Origin of the sequence: Diplocloster hominis (assembly GCF_032380655.1) — a bacterium.
In the GTDB taxonomy this organism is placed as follows: domain Bacteria; phylum Bacillota; class Clostridia; order Lachnospirales; family Lachnospiraceae; genus Diplocloster; species Diplocloster hominis.
The window spans coordinates 105302-120585 of record NZ_JAWDIY010000016.1 but is presented as its reverse complement, the minus strand read 5'-3'; the positions used below and the strand labels follow the sequence as shown (position 1 = coordinate 120585).

Sequence of the window (15284 nt, the reverse complement as noted above, 5' to 3'; positions counted from 1 at the left end):
GAGAACAGGATGAATTCATTAGAGAACTTGGAAAAACGGGCCGGCTATTTTCAGTGGATGCTGGATGAATATATAGGAAATGCCTATGTATGTGACATGGAGACATATGAACTGCTGTACCTCAATAAAACAGCCTGCGAGACACTGGGCCTGAGCCATTCCCCTGAATCGATTATCGGCTGTAAATGCTATGAAACCATTCAGGGACGTACCTCTCCCTGTCCTTTTTGCACCAACGACCGTATCACTGAAAACGAATTCTATGAATGGGAATTTTATAATCCGGTTTTAGACCGCACCTTTATGATCAAAAACCGTATCGTTGACTGGAACGGGCATAGATCACGCCTCGAGCTGTCACATGACAATTACAGCCTGGAATATAAGCTGGAGAAAAAGGACCGGGAGAGGGAAGCCATCCTAAGAACCATTCCCGGCGGTCTGGCCCGGGTGGACGCGCGGGATATGAGCACGATTCTATGGTATGGCGGCGGCTTTCTGCAGATGATCGGCTATACAAAAGAACAATTTGAAAAAGAATTAAACTCCCAGTGCGATTATCTGCATCCGGATGACCGGGAACGGGCCGTCAGTATGATGCGAAACACAAGGAATACCGGTGAGGATACCATTATGGAAGCGCGTATTATCACCCGGGACAATAAGACAAAGATTTGCACGATTACACTGAGTTACGTCAGCAGCCAGGACAGCTGGGATGGTATTGAATCCTTTTACAGTGTTGGTATTGATATGACGGAGGAGCGGAAGGAAAAGGAGAGACAGCGCATGGCCCTCGAAGACGCCTACCACGCTGCGCGGGTGGCAAGTTCGGCCAAGAGCGACTTCCTTTCTTCTATGTCCCATGATATCCGGACACCCATGAATGCAATCATGGGTATGGCGGCCATCGCTTCAGCAAATCTGGATTCCCCCGATAAGCTTCGGGACTGTCTGAACAAAATAGGCACCTCCAGCAGGCATTTGTTAAGCCTGATCAATGAAGTCCTGGATATGTCCAAAATCGAAAGCGGCAGGATCGACCTGAACCTGGAGGAGGTTAATCTACCGGATTTGATCCAGAGTGTCACGGACATGTGCCGGCCGCTGATCATTGAAAAAAAGCAGACCTTCCAGATCAGTATCGGCCAGGTGAGCCATGAGAAAGTGATTACGGATGGCGACCGGCTGCAGCAGATTCTGATGAATCTTCTCTCTAATGCCATCAAATATACCCCGGAGGGCGGTAGTATCAGCCTGAGAATCGATGAAACGCTAACTTTGTCTGCCGGAAAAAGCCAATATGAATTTATCTGTACCGACAATGGCATCGGGATATCCGACGAATTCATGCCTTATCTGTTCGAACCATTCTCGCGGGCAGAGGACCCCCGCATCAGCAAACTGCAGGGTACGGGCCTGGGAATGGCGATAACGGAAAATATCGTCCGCATCATGAACGGCACGATAGAGGTAGACAGTGAACTGGGCAAGGGGAGTAAATTCACTGTTTCGATACCGCTGGAATTATGTGAAAAAGAAGAAACCAGCAGCCGGGAACTGGCCGGTTTGCCGGTGCTGGTGGTGGACGATGACCAGATCACCTGTGAAAGCGCCACGGCACTTTTAAATGAATTGGGCATGAGGGGTTACTGGGTATTATCAGGAGCGGAGGCCCTTCGCATAGTTTGTGAAGCACATGCGCGAAGAGAAGATTTTTACGCGGTTATCCTGGATTGGAAAATGCCTGAGATGGACGGTCTGGAAACATTAAAAGGCATAAGGAAGTCGCTGGGAAAAGAGGTACCGATCATCATTATCTCTGCTTACGATTACTCCGATATCGAGGAAGAATTCCTGCGTGCCGGCGCGGATGCCTTCATCACCAAACCGCTTTTTAAATCTAAAATGCTGCAAGTCCTGCAGCTGTTCCTGGATTCCGGCAAAACGGAAACCGCAGTTTCTGAGGAGGAGAAAAGTCTGGTTCTGCCCGGTACGCATGTGCTGCTTGTGGAAGATAACGACCTGAACCGTGAGATCGCTATGGAGCTGCTGCTCATGCAGCATATCGATGTAGACACGGTTGAGAACGGACAGCTGGCCCTGGAAGCCTTCCAGGCTTCAGCCCCCGGTTATTATGACGCTATTTTGATGGACATCCAGATGCCGGTCATGAACGGTTACGATGCCGCCAGTGCGATTCGCGCGCTGGGACGCAGCGATGCGCAGACAATCCCCATAGTCGCAATGACGGCGGACGCCTTTGCCGCCGATGTGATCAAAGCCCGCAGTGTCGGTATGAATGACCATATTGCGAAGCCGATCGATATAAACCGGTTGCTTGAGGTTTTGGAGAATTTGTTGACATAAGGATTTTGACCGCTGCGGTCCTTTAACTGGGATCAGAATATAGGTTATTCAGAGTATACGTTTTTTCGGTCATAATAGCTGATTTGACTGTGAAGAACCTCTGTACTCTTTTTTGTGTTCTGCTTATGGAATCCGTGTTCTGCTTATGGAATCCGGTACTTGAAGTTCTTCCTTAAAATGTATATAATAATTTAGATTGTATCTAATTCGAAATAGACGCAAATGGAAAGGAATAAGATGAAGAAACTAGCTTTAAGTGATGAAATACTACTGACGATAGAAAAGCCTGCGCGTTATATCGGAAACGAGGTTAATTCGGTGAACAAGGATCCGGATCAGATTGATATCCGTTTCTGTATGTGCTTCCCCGACGTGTATGAGATCGGGATGTCCCATCTGGGCATTCAAATTCTATACGATTTATTTAACCGCCGCCAGGACACCTGGTGTGAACGCGTATACTCTCCCTGGGTGGATCTGGACCGGATCATGAGGGAAAAAGGAATTCCCCTGTTTGCGCTTGAGTCACAGGACCCGGTAAAGGATTTTGATTTTCTGGGCATCACAATACAGTACGAAATGTGCTATACGAATATCCTTCAGATACTGGATCTAAGCGGCATCCCTCTGAAAGCAAAGGACAGAACCCAGGAAGATCCCATCGTGATCGGCGGCGGGCCCTGTACGTATAATCCGGAGCCGCTGGCGGATTTCTTTGATCTGTTTTACATCGGAGAGGGGGAGACGGTATACGACCAGCTTCTGGATATCTACAAGGAGCATCAGAAAAACGGCGGTTCACGACAGGACTTTCTGTTGCGTGCGGCGCAGATACCGGGAATCTACGTGCCGATGTTCTATGAAACCACGTATCTGGAAGATGGTACCGTGGACAAGTTTCGTCCGGTGCGCCCGGACGTACCGGAAGTAATCGAGAAGCAGATGGCTTTGGATGTGACCACGCTTCCTTATCCTATGACCCCCATTGTTCCCTTTATTAAGGTGACCCAGGACCGGGTGGTGCTGGAGATTCAAAGAGGCTGCATCCGGGGATGCCGGTTCTGCCAGGCCGGAATGCTGTATCGTCCGACCCGGGAAAAAGACCTGGAGGTCCTGAAGCAATATGCTTTTGAAATGCTGAAAAGCACCGGCCATGAAGAGATTTCCCTCAGTTCTTTAAGCTCCAGCGATTATTCCCGGCTGGAAGAACTGGTGCAGTTCCTGATCGACGAATTCAAGGGGCAGGGAATCAACATTTCCCTTCCTTCCCTTCGCATCGATTCCTTTTCCCTGGATGTCATGAGCAAAGTGCAGGACGTTCGGAAAAGCAGCCTGACCTTCGCGCCGGAGGCCGGTTCCCAGCGCCTGCGCAATGTGATCAACAAGGGCCTGACCGAGGAGGATATCTTAAACGGCGCTGCGCTGGCCTTTAAGGGCGGCTGGAACCGGGTCAAGCTGTATTTTATGCTGGGCCTTCCGACAGAGACCGAGGAGGATATCCGCGGCATTGCGCATCTCTCGGAAAAAATTGCTGAGCTTTATTATGATACGGTTCCGAAAGAAAACCGGTCCGGTAAATGTCAAATCGTCGCCAGCACTTCATTTTTTGTACCCAAGCCCTTTACACCGTTCCAGTGGGCCAGAATGTGCACAAAAGAAGAGTTTTTATCCAAAGCCAGAACCGTTAACCTGGAGATTAAAAATCAGCTGAACCGCAAAAGTATCAAATACAATTGGCATGAAGCGGATGTTACCGTGCTGGAAGGTATTTTTGCCAGGGGAGACCGGAAGATCGGAGCGGCCATTCAACTGGCCTATGAACGAGGGGCCCTTTACGACGCCTGGTCCGAATACTTTGACAATGAGCGCTGGATGAAAGCATTTGAAGACTGCGGTCTGGATGTGGATTTCTATACCGTGCGGGAGCGCAGGGAAGACGAAATATTCCCATGGGATTTTATCCGGATCGGTGTAACCAAACGCCATCTCTGGAAAGAATGGGAGCGGGCTGCACGAGAAACGATCACGCCTAACTGCCGGGAAAAATGTTCCGGATGTGGCGCAGCCGTTTATGGAGGAGGTGTCTGTTTTGAAAATCAGAATTAAGTTCGGCAAGTACGGTGCCATGAAATTCATCGGGCACCTGGATATTATGCGGTATTTCCAGAAAGCCATTCGAAGGGCGGACATTCCCATCTCTTATTCCGGCGGCTACAGCCCGCATATGATCATGTCTTTTGCGTCCCCTCTGGGTGTCGGACTTACCAGCGACGGCGAATACATGGATATCGAGGCAAAAGAGTGCCTCCCAAGCGCGGAGGCCATCCGGCGGTTAAATGAAGTTATGGTTGACGGAATGAAAGTGTTCAGTTACCGGCAGCTCCCCGAAGATGCGGGCAACGCCATGTCGTTAGTGGCAGCGGCCGACTATCTCGTAAGTTTCCGGGAGGGCTGCGCGCCTGCCCCGGCATGGCAGGATAGGCTGGAGGATTTCTTTTCTCAGTCCGAAATACCCATTCTGAAAAAGACAAAGAAAAGCGAGACAATAGTTGACATAAAACCAATGATCCACTCTCTGGCTTTATGTGAAGGCGACATAATATCTATGCGTTTGTCCGCCGGCAGTGCGGATAATCTGAAACCCGAATTAGTTATGCAGGCTTTTGCCGCCTTTATCGGCTTCGAACTGCCGCCGTTTGGGATAAGGGTCCACAGAAAAGATCTCTATGCCAGGATGGAAGGCAATCTGCTTCCCCTGGAAGCGTTAGGTGATGACATTGGAGAATAAATTAATAATTACCAAGATGCATCTGCGGGAGCAGCCACGCATTATAACCGCATTATATGAAAACGGTATTTTGATGGAATTGGCGTGCGAGGAGGAAACAGCAGGGCAGCTGCTGGGAAATATCTACATCGGACGCGTCAGGAATATTGTTGACAACATCCAGGCAGCCTTTGTGGAAATAAGCAATCAGGTTATCTGCTACCTGGCATTTCAGGATCTGAAAAATCCGATCTTTACTTCCGCCAAAACCGGGAAGAAATTGAAAGTTGGCGATGAGCTGCTGGTTCAGGTCAGCAAGGAGGCAGTGAAAACAAAGGCTCCTGTGGTTACCACCAACCTGAATTTTACCGGAAAATATGCGGTATTAACCACGGGCAGCCAACGGATCGGTGTATCCGCCAAGATCCCGGAAGACAGAAAAGCGGAACTGAAAGCGCTGGTAGAGCCTTTTGCAGCCCGGGATTACGGATTTGTGGTACGAACCAATGCCAAAGCCGCCTCCAAGGAGGAGCTGCTCCAGGAGATCCGGCAGCTTACCGTTCAATACCGGGAGCTTTGTGAAATCGCAGCGCACCGTCCGTGTTTTACCCTGCTCCACAAAGCGTTGGAAGGACATATGACTCATTTAAGGGATACGTATATGGAATCTCTGGATGAAATACTGACCGATGATCCGGCGTTGTATGAAGAAATGCTGTCGTATCTGTCATGTAAACAGCCGGAAGATCAGAAAAAGCTGAAGCTGTACCACGATCCCTTCCCCTTAATAAAGCTGTATAATCTGGAATCGGCTTTACAGGACGCGTTAAGAGAGCGGGTATGGCTGAAATCCGGCGCTTATCTGGTGATTCAGCAGACAGAAGCCCTGGCAGTCATTGATGTAAATACCGGTAAATTCTCCGGGCATAAGCAAATGCAGGACACATTTTTAAAGATCAATCTGGAAGCCGCGAAAGAAATTGCCCGGCAAATAAGGCTACGCAATCTGTCCGGTATTATTATCGTGGATTTTATCGATATGGAACGAAACGAGGACCGTCAGATGCTGATGGACTCCTTTCACCATTCCCTGAAGCAGGACCCCGTCAAAACTTCACTGGTGGGGATCAGCAAATTGAATCTGGTGGAATTAACCCGGAAAAAGATCCGAAGGCCACTGTGCGAACAGCTGACGCAGGTCTGCCCGGTCTGCCATGGGACCGGGTTCCTCTATTAATTGGAATAATGCGTCTTTCCTATAGAGTTTCGATTGCTGTTACCGCCATTCGATGGTAAAATAAAGATGGGCATAGTCTGCGGCTATGGCCGGGATTGAAGTAATTGGGATTGTAAACGGGCAGGTTATAGGAATATGGGGTGAAAGAAATGCGGATCGAGCAGCTGCGTTATATTTTGACCGTGTACGAGGAAAAATCCATATCCAGAGCGGCTAAGAAATTATTTATGTCACAGCCTTCTTTGAGCAATGCGATTTCCAGTCTGGAGAAAGAGTTGGGTGCCTCTATGTTTGAGCGCGGCAGGGACGGTGTGACTGCCACGGAATTTGGGATGCAGATTATCCAGAAGGCCCGGAAGGTCCTGGGGGAAGTGGATGATATTATGGCTATCTCATATAATGAGGTGGCTAATCAGGTAGCGACACTGCAGGTGCTGTGTGTCCCTTTGTTCTGTAACTGGCTGATTATCGAGACGATGTTCGAGATGAAGAAACGGTTCCCGAAAATAGATCTGGTGGTGGTGGAGCAAAAGAATATCGATATGATCAACGGCCTGATGGACTCGTCCGCCTTTGTGGGCATCCTGGGGATCGGCGCAAAATACAGGGATACCTATGAACAGCATATCAAAAACGCAGACCTGCATTTTACCCCTCTATTTGCCAATGGCATCTGTGCCTATGTCAATAAAAATCATGCGCTGGCGGATAAGGAATATATTACTTTGAAGGACCTGGAGAAGGAAACGATCATTACCTATGATGATTTCCGCTATAATACGGTCCTGAACGGAAATTCTTTTGCCAACATCAGTCATCAGGGCAGCAGCCAGTCTTTATATTTGCTGAATGACAGCGAAAATATTAAAAATCTGGTGGCAAGCAATCACGGGATCGCGGTTCTTCCCAATTCCTTTGCCATCAATAATGTTTTTATCCAGATGGGTCTTGTAAAAGTACGAGAGATCGCAGACCTGAATGAATCCCTGATTGTCGGTGTAATCAGCAGAAAGGGAAGGGAATATTCGATTCCGGAAAACGGATTTCTCGATTGCATGAAAAAAATCGCAAAGAAATACAAACAAACTAATTTATATCAATTCGTGCCTGTGCCGGAGGCCAGATAGGGAGATACTATACAGCATCCTTAATGCATGCCCTTACGGGAGGGATCGCAGCCGGATCTGCTCCATTCGGTATATCTTCTGTCTATGGCACATACAAGTTTCGAGTATTATACACCTCCTTCTTTTCGCTATATAATTGTTTTGACAGGAATTTCACATAATTTCATGTGTGAAACAGGCAAAACCAAAAAGCGAAAATAAGGAGGTTTTTATGTTATGGGGCGTTTATTAACAGATGAACAGCAATTAATTATGCAGACTGTCCGTCAGTTCGCGGTGGAAGAGATCCGTCCCCGCGCGATGGAAGTGGATCTGGGCAATACCTTTCCGTTTGATCTGAACAAGCGCTGCGGGGAGTTAGGTTTTATCGGCGCAGATGTCCCGGAAGAATTCGGGGGAGCGGGATTAGACATCAATTCCTCGCTGCTGATTCTGGAGGAAATCTCCAAAGAGTGCCCTGCCTTAGGATGCAGTATGATGGTCAGCATGACCCTCCCCCTGTTCCTGTGCTGCAGTGCCAACCCGGAACATAAGCAATATATCAAACCATTAATCAGCGGAGAAAAAGTGGGAGCCATCGCCCAGACAGACCCGGCGGGTGTGCTGAATATGGCAGAATGGCCGATTTTAGCGGTCCGGGAAGGTGACGAATTCGTCCTGAACGGAACCAAATTATTTGTGACGAATTCCCACGCAGCGGACTACTACATGGTATCCGGCCTGTGTGAAGGAAAGCCCTGCGACTTTTTTGTAAAGAAGGATTCCCCCGGCTTTGGCAGCGGACATATTGAGCGGAAAATGGGTATGAACGGAGCCAGCAACGGGACGATCACCTTACATAATGTCCGCATCCCCGTATCCGATCAGCTGATCGTTTCAAGCTATCTGCCGAATCTGGCCGCCGGTTATCTGCATATGTCGGCCGTGGCTCTTGGGACGATGGAAGGAGCTTACGAGAAGACCCGTGAATATCTGAACGTCCGTACCAACAAGATGCGGCCGATCATCGAAATGCAGGTGGCCGCCCATAAGCTGGCCCGAATCAAGACGAAGATCGAAGTATGCCGTTCCTTTATCAATGACGTATCTACTCTAATCGAGGCAAACCGCCCGGATAATACGCTGATCCGAATGGTAAAGGCCTTTGTAACGGAAACCGCCGTAGATTGTACCAGAGAATGCGTCCAGCTGTATGGCGGCCTGGGGTATTGTGAAGATACCGGTATCGCCCACTACATGAGAGACGCCATGGGCACTACCGTAGGTGATCTGACCTCAGACATTCAATACGACCTAATCGCAAAAAAGCTGGCGAAACAGGATAAAAAATAGTAGCGCTCGAAAAAAACCTCGCTGACTATTTTTCATGCATCGCACGTAAGCGGCTAAAAGACAGCCGCTAAGTGCTCATAGCTATAAAAAATAGCAGTGCTTGAAACAGAAAGGAGTTGTACAAGAATGGCATATGAAACTTTAATATATGAGAAACAAGATAAAATCGCGGTAATCACCCTGAATCGACCGGAATGTCTGAATGCGTTTAACAATATATCCTTCCAGGAAATCAAAGCCGCCATCATCGAGGCCGGAGATGATCCCGATATCCGGGTAATCGTTCTTAAGGGAAGCGAGCGGGCATTTTCAGCGGGAGACGATATCAAATATATGACCAGCGGTGCAGTCACAGACGGAGATGTTTGGACTGCGTTGATGCAGGAATGTGTCGGAGAGATTTCCCGTTGCAAGAAACCGGTCATCGCCGCAGTTTCCGGTGTAGCCATGGGCGGAGGCTTTGAATTAGCCCTCATGTGTGACATGATATATGTAGCTGAAGGCACCAAACTGGCGCTCCCTGAGATCAAGATCGGTGCGATTCCAATCTGCGGAGGAATCTCCAAAGTAGCTAAATGTGCCGGTTCCAAATGGGCCAAATATCTGGCTATGACCGGCGACACCATCGCGCCTGAGCTGGCGTTCCAGCTGGGCCTGGTTCAGAAGGTAGTTCCTGCAGATAAGCTTCTGGAAGAAGTTATGATACTGGCCGGAAAGCTGGCCATGATGCCGGTTGAAATGTTGTCTGTTGTGAAGAGAGTCGCTGATGTCTCCGAGGATATGACCAATGAGAGAGGCCTGATCGCCGAACGTGACTACATGAATTACATCTCCAGAATCGGAGTAGGAGCCGAAGCGGCCAAGGCCTGGATGGCTGCAAAAAAGAAAAAGTAATCTGCTTGTAAGGCCGGTTGATTGCCGGCCTTTTTTTGATTTTCATAGGAAAGTTTCATGGGGGACGGGCTGAGCCCTTAGAATCGCTTGGAACCTTTAATAATATATAAATTTCAAATCCCTTGACAGGGATACCAAATCATGGTAGACTATACCAGTGTGCCGCGCAACGAGGTTATAAGTGATGGTATTTTCAAATAAAATCTCATCCACCACAGTTGGCGAGTAATGGATATAGGAGGTGCCAATATGTACGCGATTATTGCAACAGGCGGTAAACAGTACAAAGTAGCAGAAGGCGATGTTATCCGTGTAGAAAAACTCGGTGTTGAAGCTGGTTCTACTTATACGTTTGACCAGGTTCTCGCAGTCAGCAATGACGGTTTGAAGGTCGGAAATCCCACTGTAGACGGTGCAACTGTAAATGCTACCGTTGTAGGCGATGGCAAAGCAAAAAAAGTTATCGTTTACAAGTACAAGAGAAAATCCGGTTATCATAAGAAAAACGGTCACAGACAGCAGTATACCGAACTTAAGATCGATAAGATCAATGCTTAATCATGATTCGAATAACGATTTATAAAAACAGTAATAAGGATTATATCGGTTTGAAAGCGCTGGGACATGCCGGTGCGGCCCGTTACGGAAGTGATGTGGTCTGTGCTGCGGTATCCGTGCTGATTACGAATACATTCAATGCGATCGAATCTTTGACAGAAGAGACGCTGAAATGTAAAACCGATGAATCCAGAGGTTTGATGGCTGTAAAATTCACTAAGACTCCGGGCAGTCAGGCAGTTCTGCTGATGGATGCCCTGGTATTGGGTTTGAAAGCAGTAGAAGCTCAACATTATAACCGAGGTTATATCCGATTGAATTTCAAGGAGGTGTAATACCATGATTCAGATGAACCTTCAATTCTTTGCTCATAAAAAAGGGGTAGGTTCCACAAAGAACGGCCGTGATTCCGAGTCCAAGAGACTGGGTGCCAAAAGAGCCGACGGACAGTTTGTAAAAGCCGGCAACATTCTTTACAGACAGCGTGGAACAAAGATTCACCCTGGTGTAAACGTTGGACGTGGAGGCGACGATACATTGTTTGCAACATCAGACGGTATCGTTCGATTTGAAAGAAAAGGAAGAGACAAGAAACAAGTTTCTGTCGTTCCGGTATCTAAATAATTGACCATAAGACCTCAAATCAGCGATTTGAGGTCTTTTTTCTTATTTCATAAGAAAGTGCTCCTATGAAATAAGTTGAAATTTAAATCAAAAAATGCCAAAATAAATAAAACAGGGTATAATAAACGATATTAGAAACGAGGTGAATCACTATGTTTGCAGACCGAGCAAAAATATATATCCGATCCGGCAAAGGCGGAGACGGCCATGTCAGTTTCCGCAGAGAGCTCTATGTTCCCAACGGCGGGCCGGATGGCGGTGACGGCGGACGCGGCGGAGATGTCATCTTTGAGGTGGACGAGGGCCTGAATACTTTGACGGATTACAGGCATAAGAGAAAATATGCGGCCGTAGACGGAGAAGAGGGCGGAAAACGCCGGTGCCACGGAAAAGACGGACAGGATATCATTTTAAAGGTTCCGGCTGGAACTATCATCCGGGAAGAGAGTACCGGAAAAATCGTCGCCGATATGTCCGGGGATAATATTCGCCAGGTGGTATTAAAAGGCGGACGCGGAGGGCAGGGGAATATGCACTATGCTACCGCCACCATGCAGGTTCCCAAATACGCGCAGCCAGGGCAGCCGGCACAGGAGTTGATGGTGCAGCTGGAGTTAAAGGTAATCGCCGATGTGGGCCTGGTTGGATTCCCCAATGTGGGAAAATCGACCTTATTGTCCAGAGTAACCAATGCCCGGCCAAAAATCGCCAACTACCATTTTACCACCTTAAATCCCAATCTCGGAGTAGTGGATTTTGACGACGGTGACGGCTTCGTCATCGCCGATATCCCGGGGCTGATAGAAGGAGCTTCTGAGGGTGTGGGGTTGGGGCACGAGTTTTTACGACACATTGAACGCACGAAAGTGATTATCCATATGGTCGATGCCGCTTCCACAGAAGGGAGAGACCCGGTAGCCGACATTTATGCGATAAATAAGGAATTAAAGGCCTATAACCCGGAGATCGCATCCAGACCGCAGGTGATCGCTGCCAATAAAATCGATGCGATCTACGAGCAGGACGAAAGCGATCCGATCCGGCGTTTGAAAGAGGAATTTGAGCCAAAAGGAATCCATGTGTTCGCGATATCCGCGGTCAGCGGTCAGGGGCTTAAGGAACTGTTATATTATGTACGGGAACAGCTGCAGGAGATCGGTACGGAAACTACGGTCTTCGAGCCTGAATTTTTCCCCGAAGACCTGAGTATCCAGAACAATCTTCCTTATACGGTTGAAAAATCGGAGGAGGAAGAAGGTGTCTATCTGGTGGAAGGCCCTAAGATCGAACGTATGCTGGGGTATACGAATCTGGATTCGGAAAAAGGATTCGCATTTTTCCAGCGTTTCCTGAAGGAAAGCGGGATTTTAGCTGACCTGGAAAACGCAGGAATCCAGGAGGGGGACACCGTACGTATGTACAGCCTGGAATTTGATTATTATAAATAGGAGGAACTTATGACCAGTAAACAAAGAGCATATCTCATGAGCCTGGCACAGAAAATAGATCCGATCTTTCAGGTCGGTAAAAACAGCCTGACGCCGGAGATTACAAAAGCGCTTCAGGAAGCCCTGGATGCCCGGGAACTTATTAAGATCAGCGTACTGAAGAATTGTTTCGATGATCCAAGGGAATTGGCTTCCATGATATCAGAGCGTACCCGTTCCCAGGTAGTACAGGTGATTGGTAAAAAGATCGTATTGTATAAAGAGGGAAAAGACGAAAAGAAAAAAATCGTGCTGCCCTGACTGCCGATCGTAACCCATGTGTACGAAGCATTCATGTAAGAGGATAGACAGTTATGATATTAGGACAAGATCCACATAAAAAGATAGGCATTATGGGCGGAACCTTTGATCCGATCCATATCGGTCACTTAATTATCGCGGAACAGGCTTATGACCAGTATGGACTTGAGAAAATACTGGTCATGCCTAATGGCAATCCGCCTCATAAAAAGGAAACATTGTATACGCCTATCCGCCATCGAATTCAGATGGTTCAGCTTGCGATCAGTGATAACCGGCATTTTGATTTATCTTTGATCGAGGCCGAACGGAATGGATATTCCTATACTTTTGAAACACTGGAATTTCTGAAGAATATCAACCCCCATGTGGAATATTATTTTATTATGGGAGCGGATTCGCTGTTTGATTTTGAAACATGGCGGGAACCGGCCAGGATCTGTGAAAACTGTACGGTTCTGGCGGCAACCCGATATAATCTGAAGAATCCGGAACTTCAAAAGCAGGTGGAGTACCTGTCTTCTAAGTTCAATGGTAGTTTCGAACTGCTGAAGACTCCAAATATAGATATTTCTTCCCACATGATCCGCCGGATGGTGGAAGAACACAAAAGTATCCAATACTATGTGCCGCCGGATGTGGAACGGTATATCTATCGGAATCATCTTTATCAAATGGAAAGATAGCAGGTGTTGCAAATGAAAGATTATGATATCAAAAAATATACGAAACGACTTCGCAAGGTATTGGATGATGACCGTTTCGAGCACACGTTAGGAGTGTCCTATACCTGTGCGGCGCTTGCGATGCGTTATGAATATGATATAAAAAAGGCCCAGGTGGCCGGTCTGCTTCACGACTGTGCCAAATGTATCCCTGATGAGAAAAAGCTTCAGCTGTGTATCAAGCATAACATCCAGATGACGGATGTAGAGCGCAAAACGCCTTTTTTACTCCATGCGAAAGTCGGAGCATTTCTGGCTATGAATCAGTATAAAATCAAGGACAAAGAGATTATCCAGGCCATCATTAACCATACGACCGGGAAGCCCAATATGTCTTTGCTGGATAAAATCGTATATATCGCCGATTATATCGAACCGCAGCGCTATAAGGCAGCGAATCTTAATGTGGTGCGGAAAATGGCATTTGAGGATATTAACCTGGCGTTGTTTCAGATTCTTAAGGATACTTTGAACTACCTGACGGAAAACGGGGGGGATATTGACCCTATGACTCAGAAAGCATTTGAATATTACAAGGAGGATTTCGAACATTCCTCCGACGATGTCATAAATTATATTAAAAAGCAGCAGGAAGAAAATGAATTGAACGAATTACTCCCAAACTAAATGCGAAAGGAGAATTATAATGAGCGAAAAAAATATCAGCAAGGAAATGGCACAGCTGGCTTGCGCAGCACTGGAAGAGAAAAAGGCGGAGGATATCCGGATCATCGATATCTCTCAGGTCAGTGTTCTGGCCGATTACTTTATAATCGCAAACGGAACGAACAGAAATCAGATCCAGGCGTTGGTCGACAATGTAGATAAGGTTCTCCATCAGGCCGGATATGATATGAAACACCAGGAGGGGTACAATACGGCCAATTGGGTATTGCTGGATTACGGCGATATAATAATTCATATCTTTGACCCGGAAAACCGTCTGTTCTATGATCTGGAACGGATCTGGCGGGATGGGAGAACGATTGAGGTCACGGATCTGAAGGCGGATTAGAGGCTAAGGATAGCTAAATTCCCACGTGAAGAGAGGGGACACATGAATCATACGGATTTCATAAACATAACATCTGAAAACCTTGCCAATGAGCATTTATGCTGCATTATCCGAAGCAGAAAACCCCATCAGGGAGTTGAGGCAAAGAGGCAATGGCTTTCAGAACGGCTAAAGGAAGGCCATGTCTTTCGAAAGTTAAATGCGAAGGCTGTGGTTTTTATTGAATATGCACCTCTTGAAACTGCTTGGGTACCCATAATTGGTGACAACTATTATTATTTGTATTGCTTATGGGTATCTGGCGATTACAAAGGAAAAGGATATGGTAAATCGTTGATGGAGTATTGTTTAGACGATGCCAAAGCAAAAGGGAAATCAGGTGTCTGTATGCTGGGAGCCAAGAAACAAAAAGCCTGGCTTTCCGACCAATCCTTTGCAAAGAAATTCGGATTTGAGGTTGTTGACACTACGGATGATGGATATGAATTGCTTGCGCTTTCATTTGACGGGACAATGCCCAAATTTGCACAAAATGTTAAAAATCATGAAATAGAGAACAAAGAACTGACAATTTATTATGATATGCAGTGTCCTTATATCTATCAGAATATGGAAGGGATAGAACAGTATTGTGAGCTGAATGGCATTCCTGTATCTTTTATTCATGTGGATACACTTCAAAAAGCAAAGGAATTGCCCTGCGTATTTAATAATTGGAGTGTGTTTTATAAAGGAAAATTTGAGACTGTAAATTTGTTAGATGTCTCCGCCGTACAAAGAATATTGAAAAAATGAAACGATTATTTCGAAGTTTCGTTTTTACAGAATTTTGTTTTAAAATAGAAATTAGCTAAAACAAGCACTATAACAAGCATGTGATAAATCAA

The 15284-nt window shown here is 46.9% G+C and carries 16 protein-coding genes; all 16 read left to right on the top strand.

Annotation, left to right across the window (positions count from 1 at the left end):
- The first annotated feature begins 9 nt into the window (after positions 1-9).
- The 16 genes from ABC831_RS15590 to ABC831_RS15515 all read left to right on the top strand — a co-directional run bounded on the left by ABC831_RS15590 (position 10) and on the right by ABC831_RS15515 (position 15192).
- Positions 10-2370 (top strand): PAS domain-containing hybrid sensor histidine kinase/response regulator, encoded by a 2361-nt coding sequence (locus tag ABC831_RS15590; RefSeq protein WP_343249026.1) that lies wholly within the window; start codon positions 10-12, stop codon positions 2368-2370.
- Between the two features lie 237 nt (positions 2371-2607).
- On the top strand, positions 2608-4476 hold the full coding sequence (locus ABC831_RS15585) for a TIGR03960 family B12-binding radical SAM protein (RefSeq protein ID WP_343249025.1): 1869 nt from the start codon (positions 2608-2610) through the stop codon (positions 4474-4476).
- Positions 4460-5158 (top strand): TIGR03936 family radical SAM-associated protein, encoded by a 699-nt coding sequence (locus ABC831_RS15580; RefSeq protein ID WP_425524594.1) that lies wholly within the window; start codon positions 4460-4462, stop codon positions 5156-5158. Before ABC831_RS15585 ends, ABC831_RS15580 begins: the two co-directional genes overlap by 17 nt.
- Positions 5142-6374 carry an Rne/Rng family ribonuclease gene (locus tag ABC831_RS15575; RefSeq protein WP_343249024.1) on the top strand — a complete coding sequence of 411 codons (1233 nt, stop codon included), beginning with the start codon at positions 5142-5144 and terminating at the stop codon, positions 6372-6374. The genes ABC831_RS15580 and ABC831_RS15575 overlap by 17 nt, the downstream gene beginning before the upstream one ends.
- 149 nt (positions 6375-6523) lie before the next feature.
- Positions 6524-7501 carry a LysR family transcriptional regulator gene (locus tag ABC831_RS15570; protein ID WP_343249040.1) on the top strand — a complete coding sequence of 326 codons (978 nt, stop codon included), beginning with the start codon at positions 6524-6526 and terminating at the stop codon, positions 7499-7501.
- A gap of 216 nt (positions 7502-7717) precedes the next feature.
- Positions 7718-8833 carry an acyl-CoA dehydrogenase family protein gene (locus ABC831_RS15565; RefSeq protein ID WP_343249023.1) on the top strand — a complete coding sequence of 372 codons (1116 nt, stop codon included), beginning with the start codon at positions 7718-7720 and terminating at the stop codon, positions 8831-8833.
- A 126-nt stretch (positions 8834-8959) separates the two neighbouring features.
- The gene (locus ABC831_RS15560) at positions 8960-9727 is read left to right on the top strand and encodes an enoyl-CoA hydratase/isomerase family protein (RefSeq protein WP_343249022.1); all 768 of its coding nucleotides are present in this window, start codon (positions 8960-8962) and stop codon (positions 9725-9727) included.
- 249 nt (positions 9728-9976) lie between these two features.
- Positions 9977-10285, top strand: a complete 309-nt coding sequence (gene rplU / locus ABC831_RS15555; protein WP_158344225.1) for a 50S ribosomal protein L21 — start codon at positions 9977-9979, stop codon at positions 10283-10285.
- Positions 10286-10287: 2 nt separating this feature from the next.
- A complete protein-coding gene (locus tag ABC831_RS15550) occupies positions 10288-10620 on the top strand; it encodes a ribosomal-processing cysteine protease Prp (protein WP_343249021.1) in 333 nt (110 codons plus the stop codon).
- A gap of 4 nt (positions 10621-10624) precedes the next feature.
- Positions 10625-10909 carry a 50S ribosomal protein L27 gene (gene rpmA / locus ABC831_RS15545; protein WP_158344223.1) on the top strand — a complete coding sequence of 95 codons (285 nt, stop codon included), beginning with the start codon at positions 10625-10627 and terminating at the stop codon, positions 10907-10909.
- Between the two features lie 152 nt (positions 10910-11061).
- Positions 11062-12357 (top strand): GTPase ObgE, encoded by a 1296-nt coding sequence (gene obgE / locus ABC831_RS15540; RefSeq protein WP_343249020.1) that lies wholly within the window; start codon positions 11062-11064, stop codon positions 12355-12357.
- A 9-nt stretch (positions 12358-12366) separates the two neighbouring features.
- Positions 12367-12657, top strand: coding sequence for a ribosome assembly RNA-binding protein YhbY (gene yhbY, locus ABC831_RS15535; protein WP_343249019.1), 291 nt, complete (start codon positions 12367-12369; stop codon positions 12655-12657).
- 53 nt (positions 12658-12710) lie between these two features.
- A complete protein-coding gene (gene nadD, locus ABC831_RS15530) occupies positions 12711-13343 on the top strand; it encodes a nicotinate-nucleotide adenylyltransferase (RefSeq protein ID WP_343249018.1) in 633 nt (210 codons plus the stop codon).
- 12 nt (positions 13344-13355) lie between these two features.
- Positions 13356-14009, top strand: a complete 654-nt coding sequence (gene yqeK, locus ABC831_RS15525) for a bis(5'-nucleosyl)-tetraphosphatase (symmetrical) YqeK (protein ID WP_343249017.1) — start codon at positions 13356-13358, stop codon at positions 14007-14009.
- Between the two features lie 19 nt (positions 14010-14028).
- On the top strand, positions 14029-14397 hold the full coding sequence (gene rsfS / locus ABC831_RS15520) for a ribosome silencing factor (protein ID WP_343249016.1): 369 nt from the start codon (positions 14029-14031) through the stop codon (positions 14395-14397).
- 42 nt (positions 14398-14439) lie between these two features.
- The gene (locus ABC831_RS15515) at positions 14440-15192 is read left to right on the top strand and encodes a GNAT family N-acetyltransferase (RefSeq protein WP_343249015.1); all 753 of its coding nucleotides are present in this window, start codon (positions 14440-14442) and stop codon (positions 15190-15192) included.
- The last annotated feature ends 92 nt before the right edge of the window (positions 15193-15284 follow it).

Excerpts from the sequence above, each read along its gene's own strand:
- ABC831_RS15590 (WP_343249026.1), top strand. The coding sequence starts at position 10 with ATGAATTCATTAGAGAACTTGGAAAAACGGGCCGGCTATTTTCAGTGG.
- ABC831_RS15585 (WP_343249025.1), top strand. The coding sequence starts at position 2,608 with ATGAAGAAACTAGCTTTAAGTGATGAAATACTACTGACGATAGAAAAG.
- ABC831_RS15575 (WP_343249024.1), top strand. The coding sequence starts at position 5,142 with ATGACATTGGAGAATAAATTAATAATTACCAAGATGCATCTGCGGGAG.
- ABC831_RS15570 (WP_343249040.1), top strand. The coding sequence starts at position 6,524 with ATGCGGATCGAGCAGCTGCGTTATATTTTGACCGTGTACGAGGAAAAA.
- ABC831_RS15565 (WP_343249023.1), top strand. The coding sequence starts at position 7,718 with ATGGGGCGTTTATTAACAGATGAACAGCAATTAATTATGCAGACTGTC.
- ABC831_RS15560 (WP_343249022.1), top strand. The coding sequence starts at position 8,960 with ATGGCATATGAAACTTTAATATATGAGAAACAAGATAAAATCGCGGTA.
- rplU (WP_158344225.1), top strand. The coding sequence starts at position 9,977 with ATGTACGCGATTATTGCAACAGGCGGTAAACAGTACAAAGTAGCAGAA.
- ABC831_RS15550 (WP_343249021.1), top strand. The coding sequence starts at position 10,288 with ATGATTCGAATAACGATTTATAAAAACAGTAATAAGGATTATATCGGT.
- rpmA (WP_158344223.1), top strand. The coding sequence starts at position 10,625 with ATGATTCAGATGAACCTTCAATTCTTTGCTCATAAAAAAGGGGTAGGT.
- obgE (WP_343249020.1), top strand. The coding sequence starts at position 11,062 with ATGTTTGCAGACCGAGCAAAAATATATATCCGATCCGGCAAAGGCGGA.
- yhbY (WP_343249019.1), top strand. The coding sequence starts at position 12,367 with ATGACCAGTAAACAAAGAGCATATCTCATGAGCCTGGCACAGAAAATA.
- nadD (WP_343249018.1), top strand. The coding sequence starts at position 12,711 with ATGATATTAGGACAAGATCCACATAAAAAGATAGGCATTATGGGCGGA.
- yqeK (WP_343249017.1), top strand. The coding sequence starts at position 13,356 with ATGAAAGATTATGATATCAAAAAATATACGAAACGACTTCGCAAGGTA.
- rsfS (WP_343249016.1), top strand. The coding sequence starts at position 14,029 with ATGAGCGAAAAAAATATCAGCAAGGAAATGGCACAGCTGGCTTGCGCA.
- ABC831_RS15515 (WP_343249015.1), top strand. The coding sequence starts at position 14,440 with ATGAATCATACGGATTTCATAAACATAACATCTGAAAACCTTGCCAAT.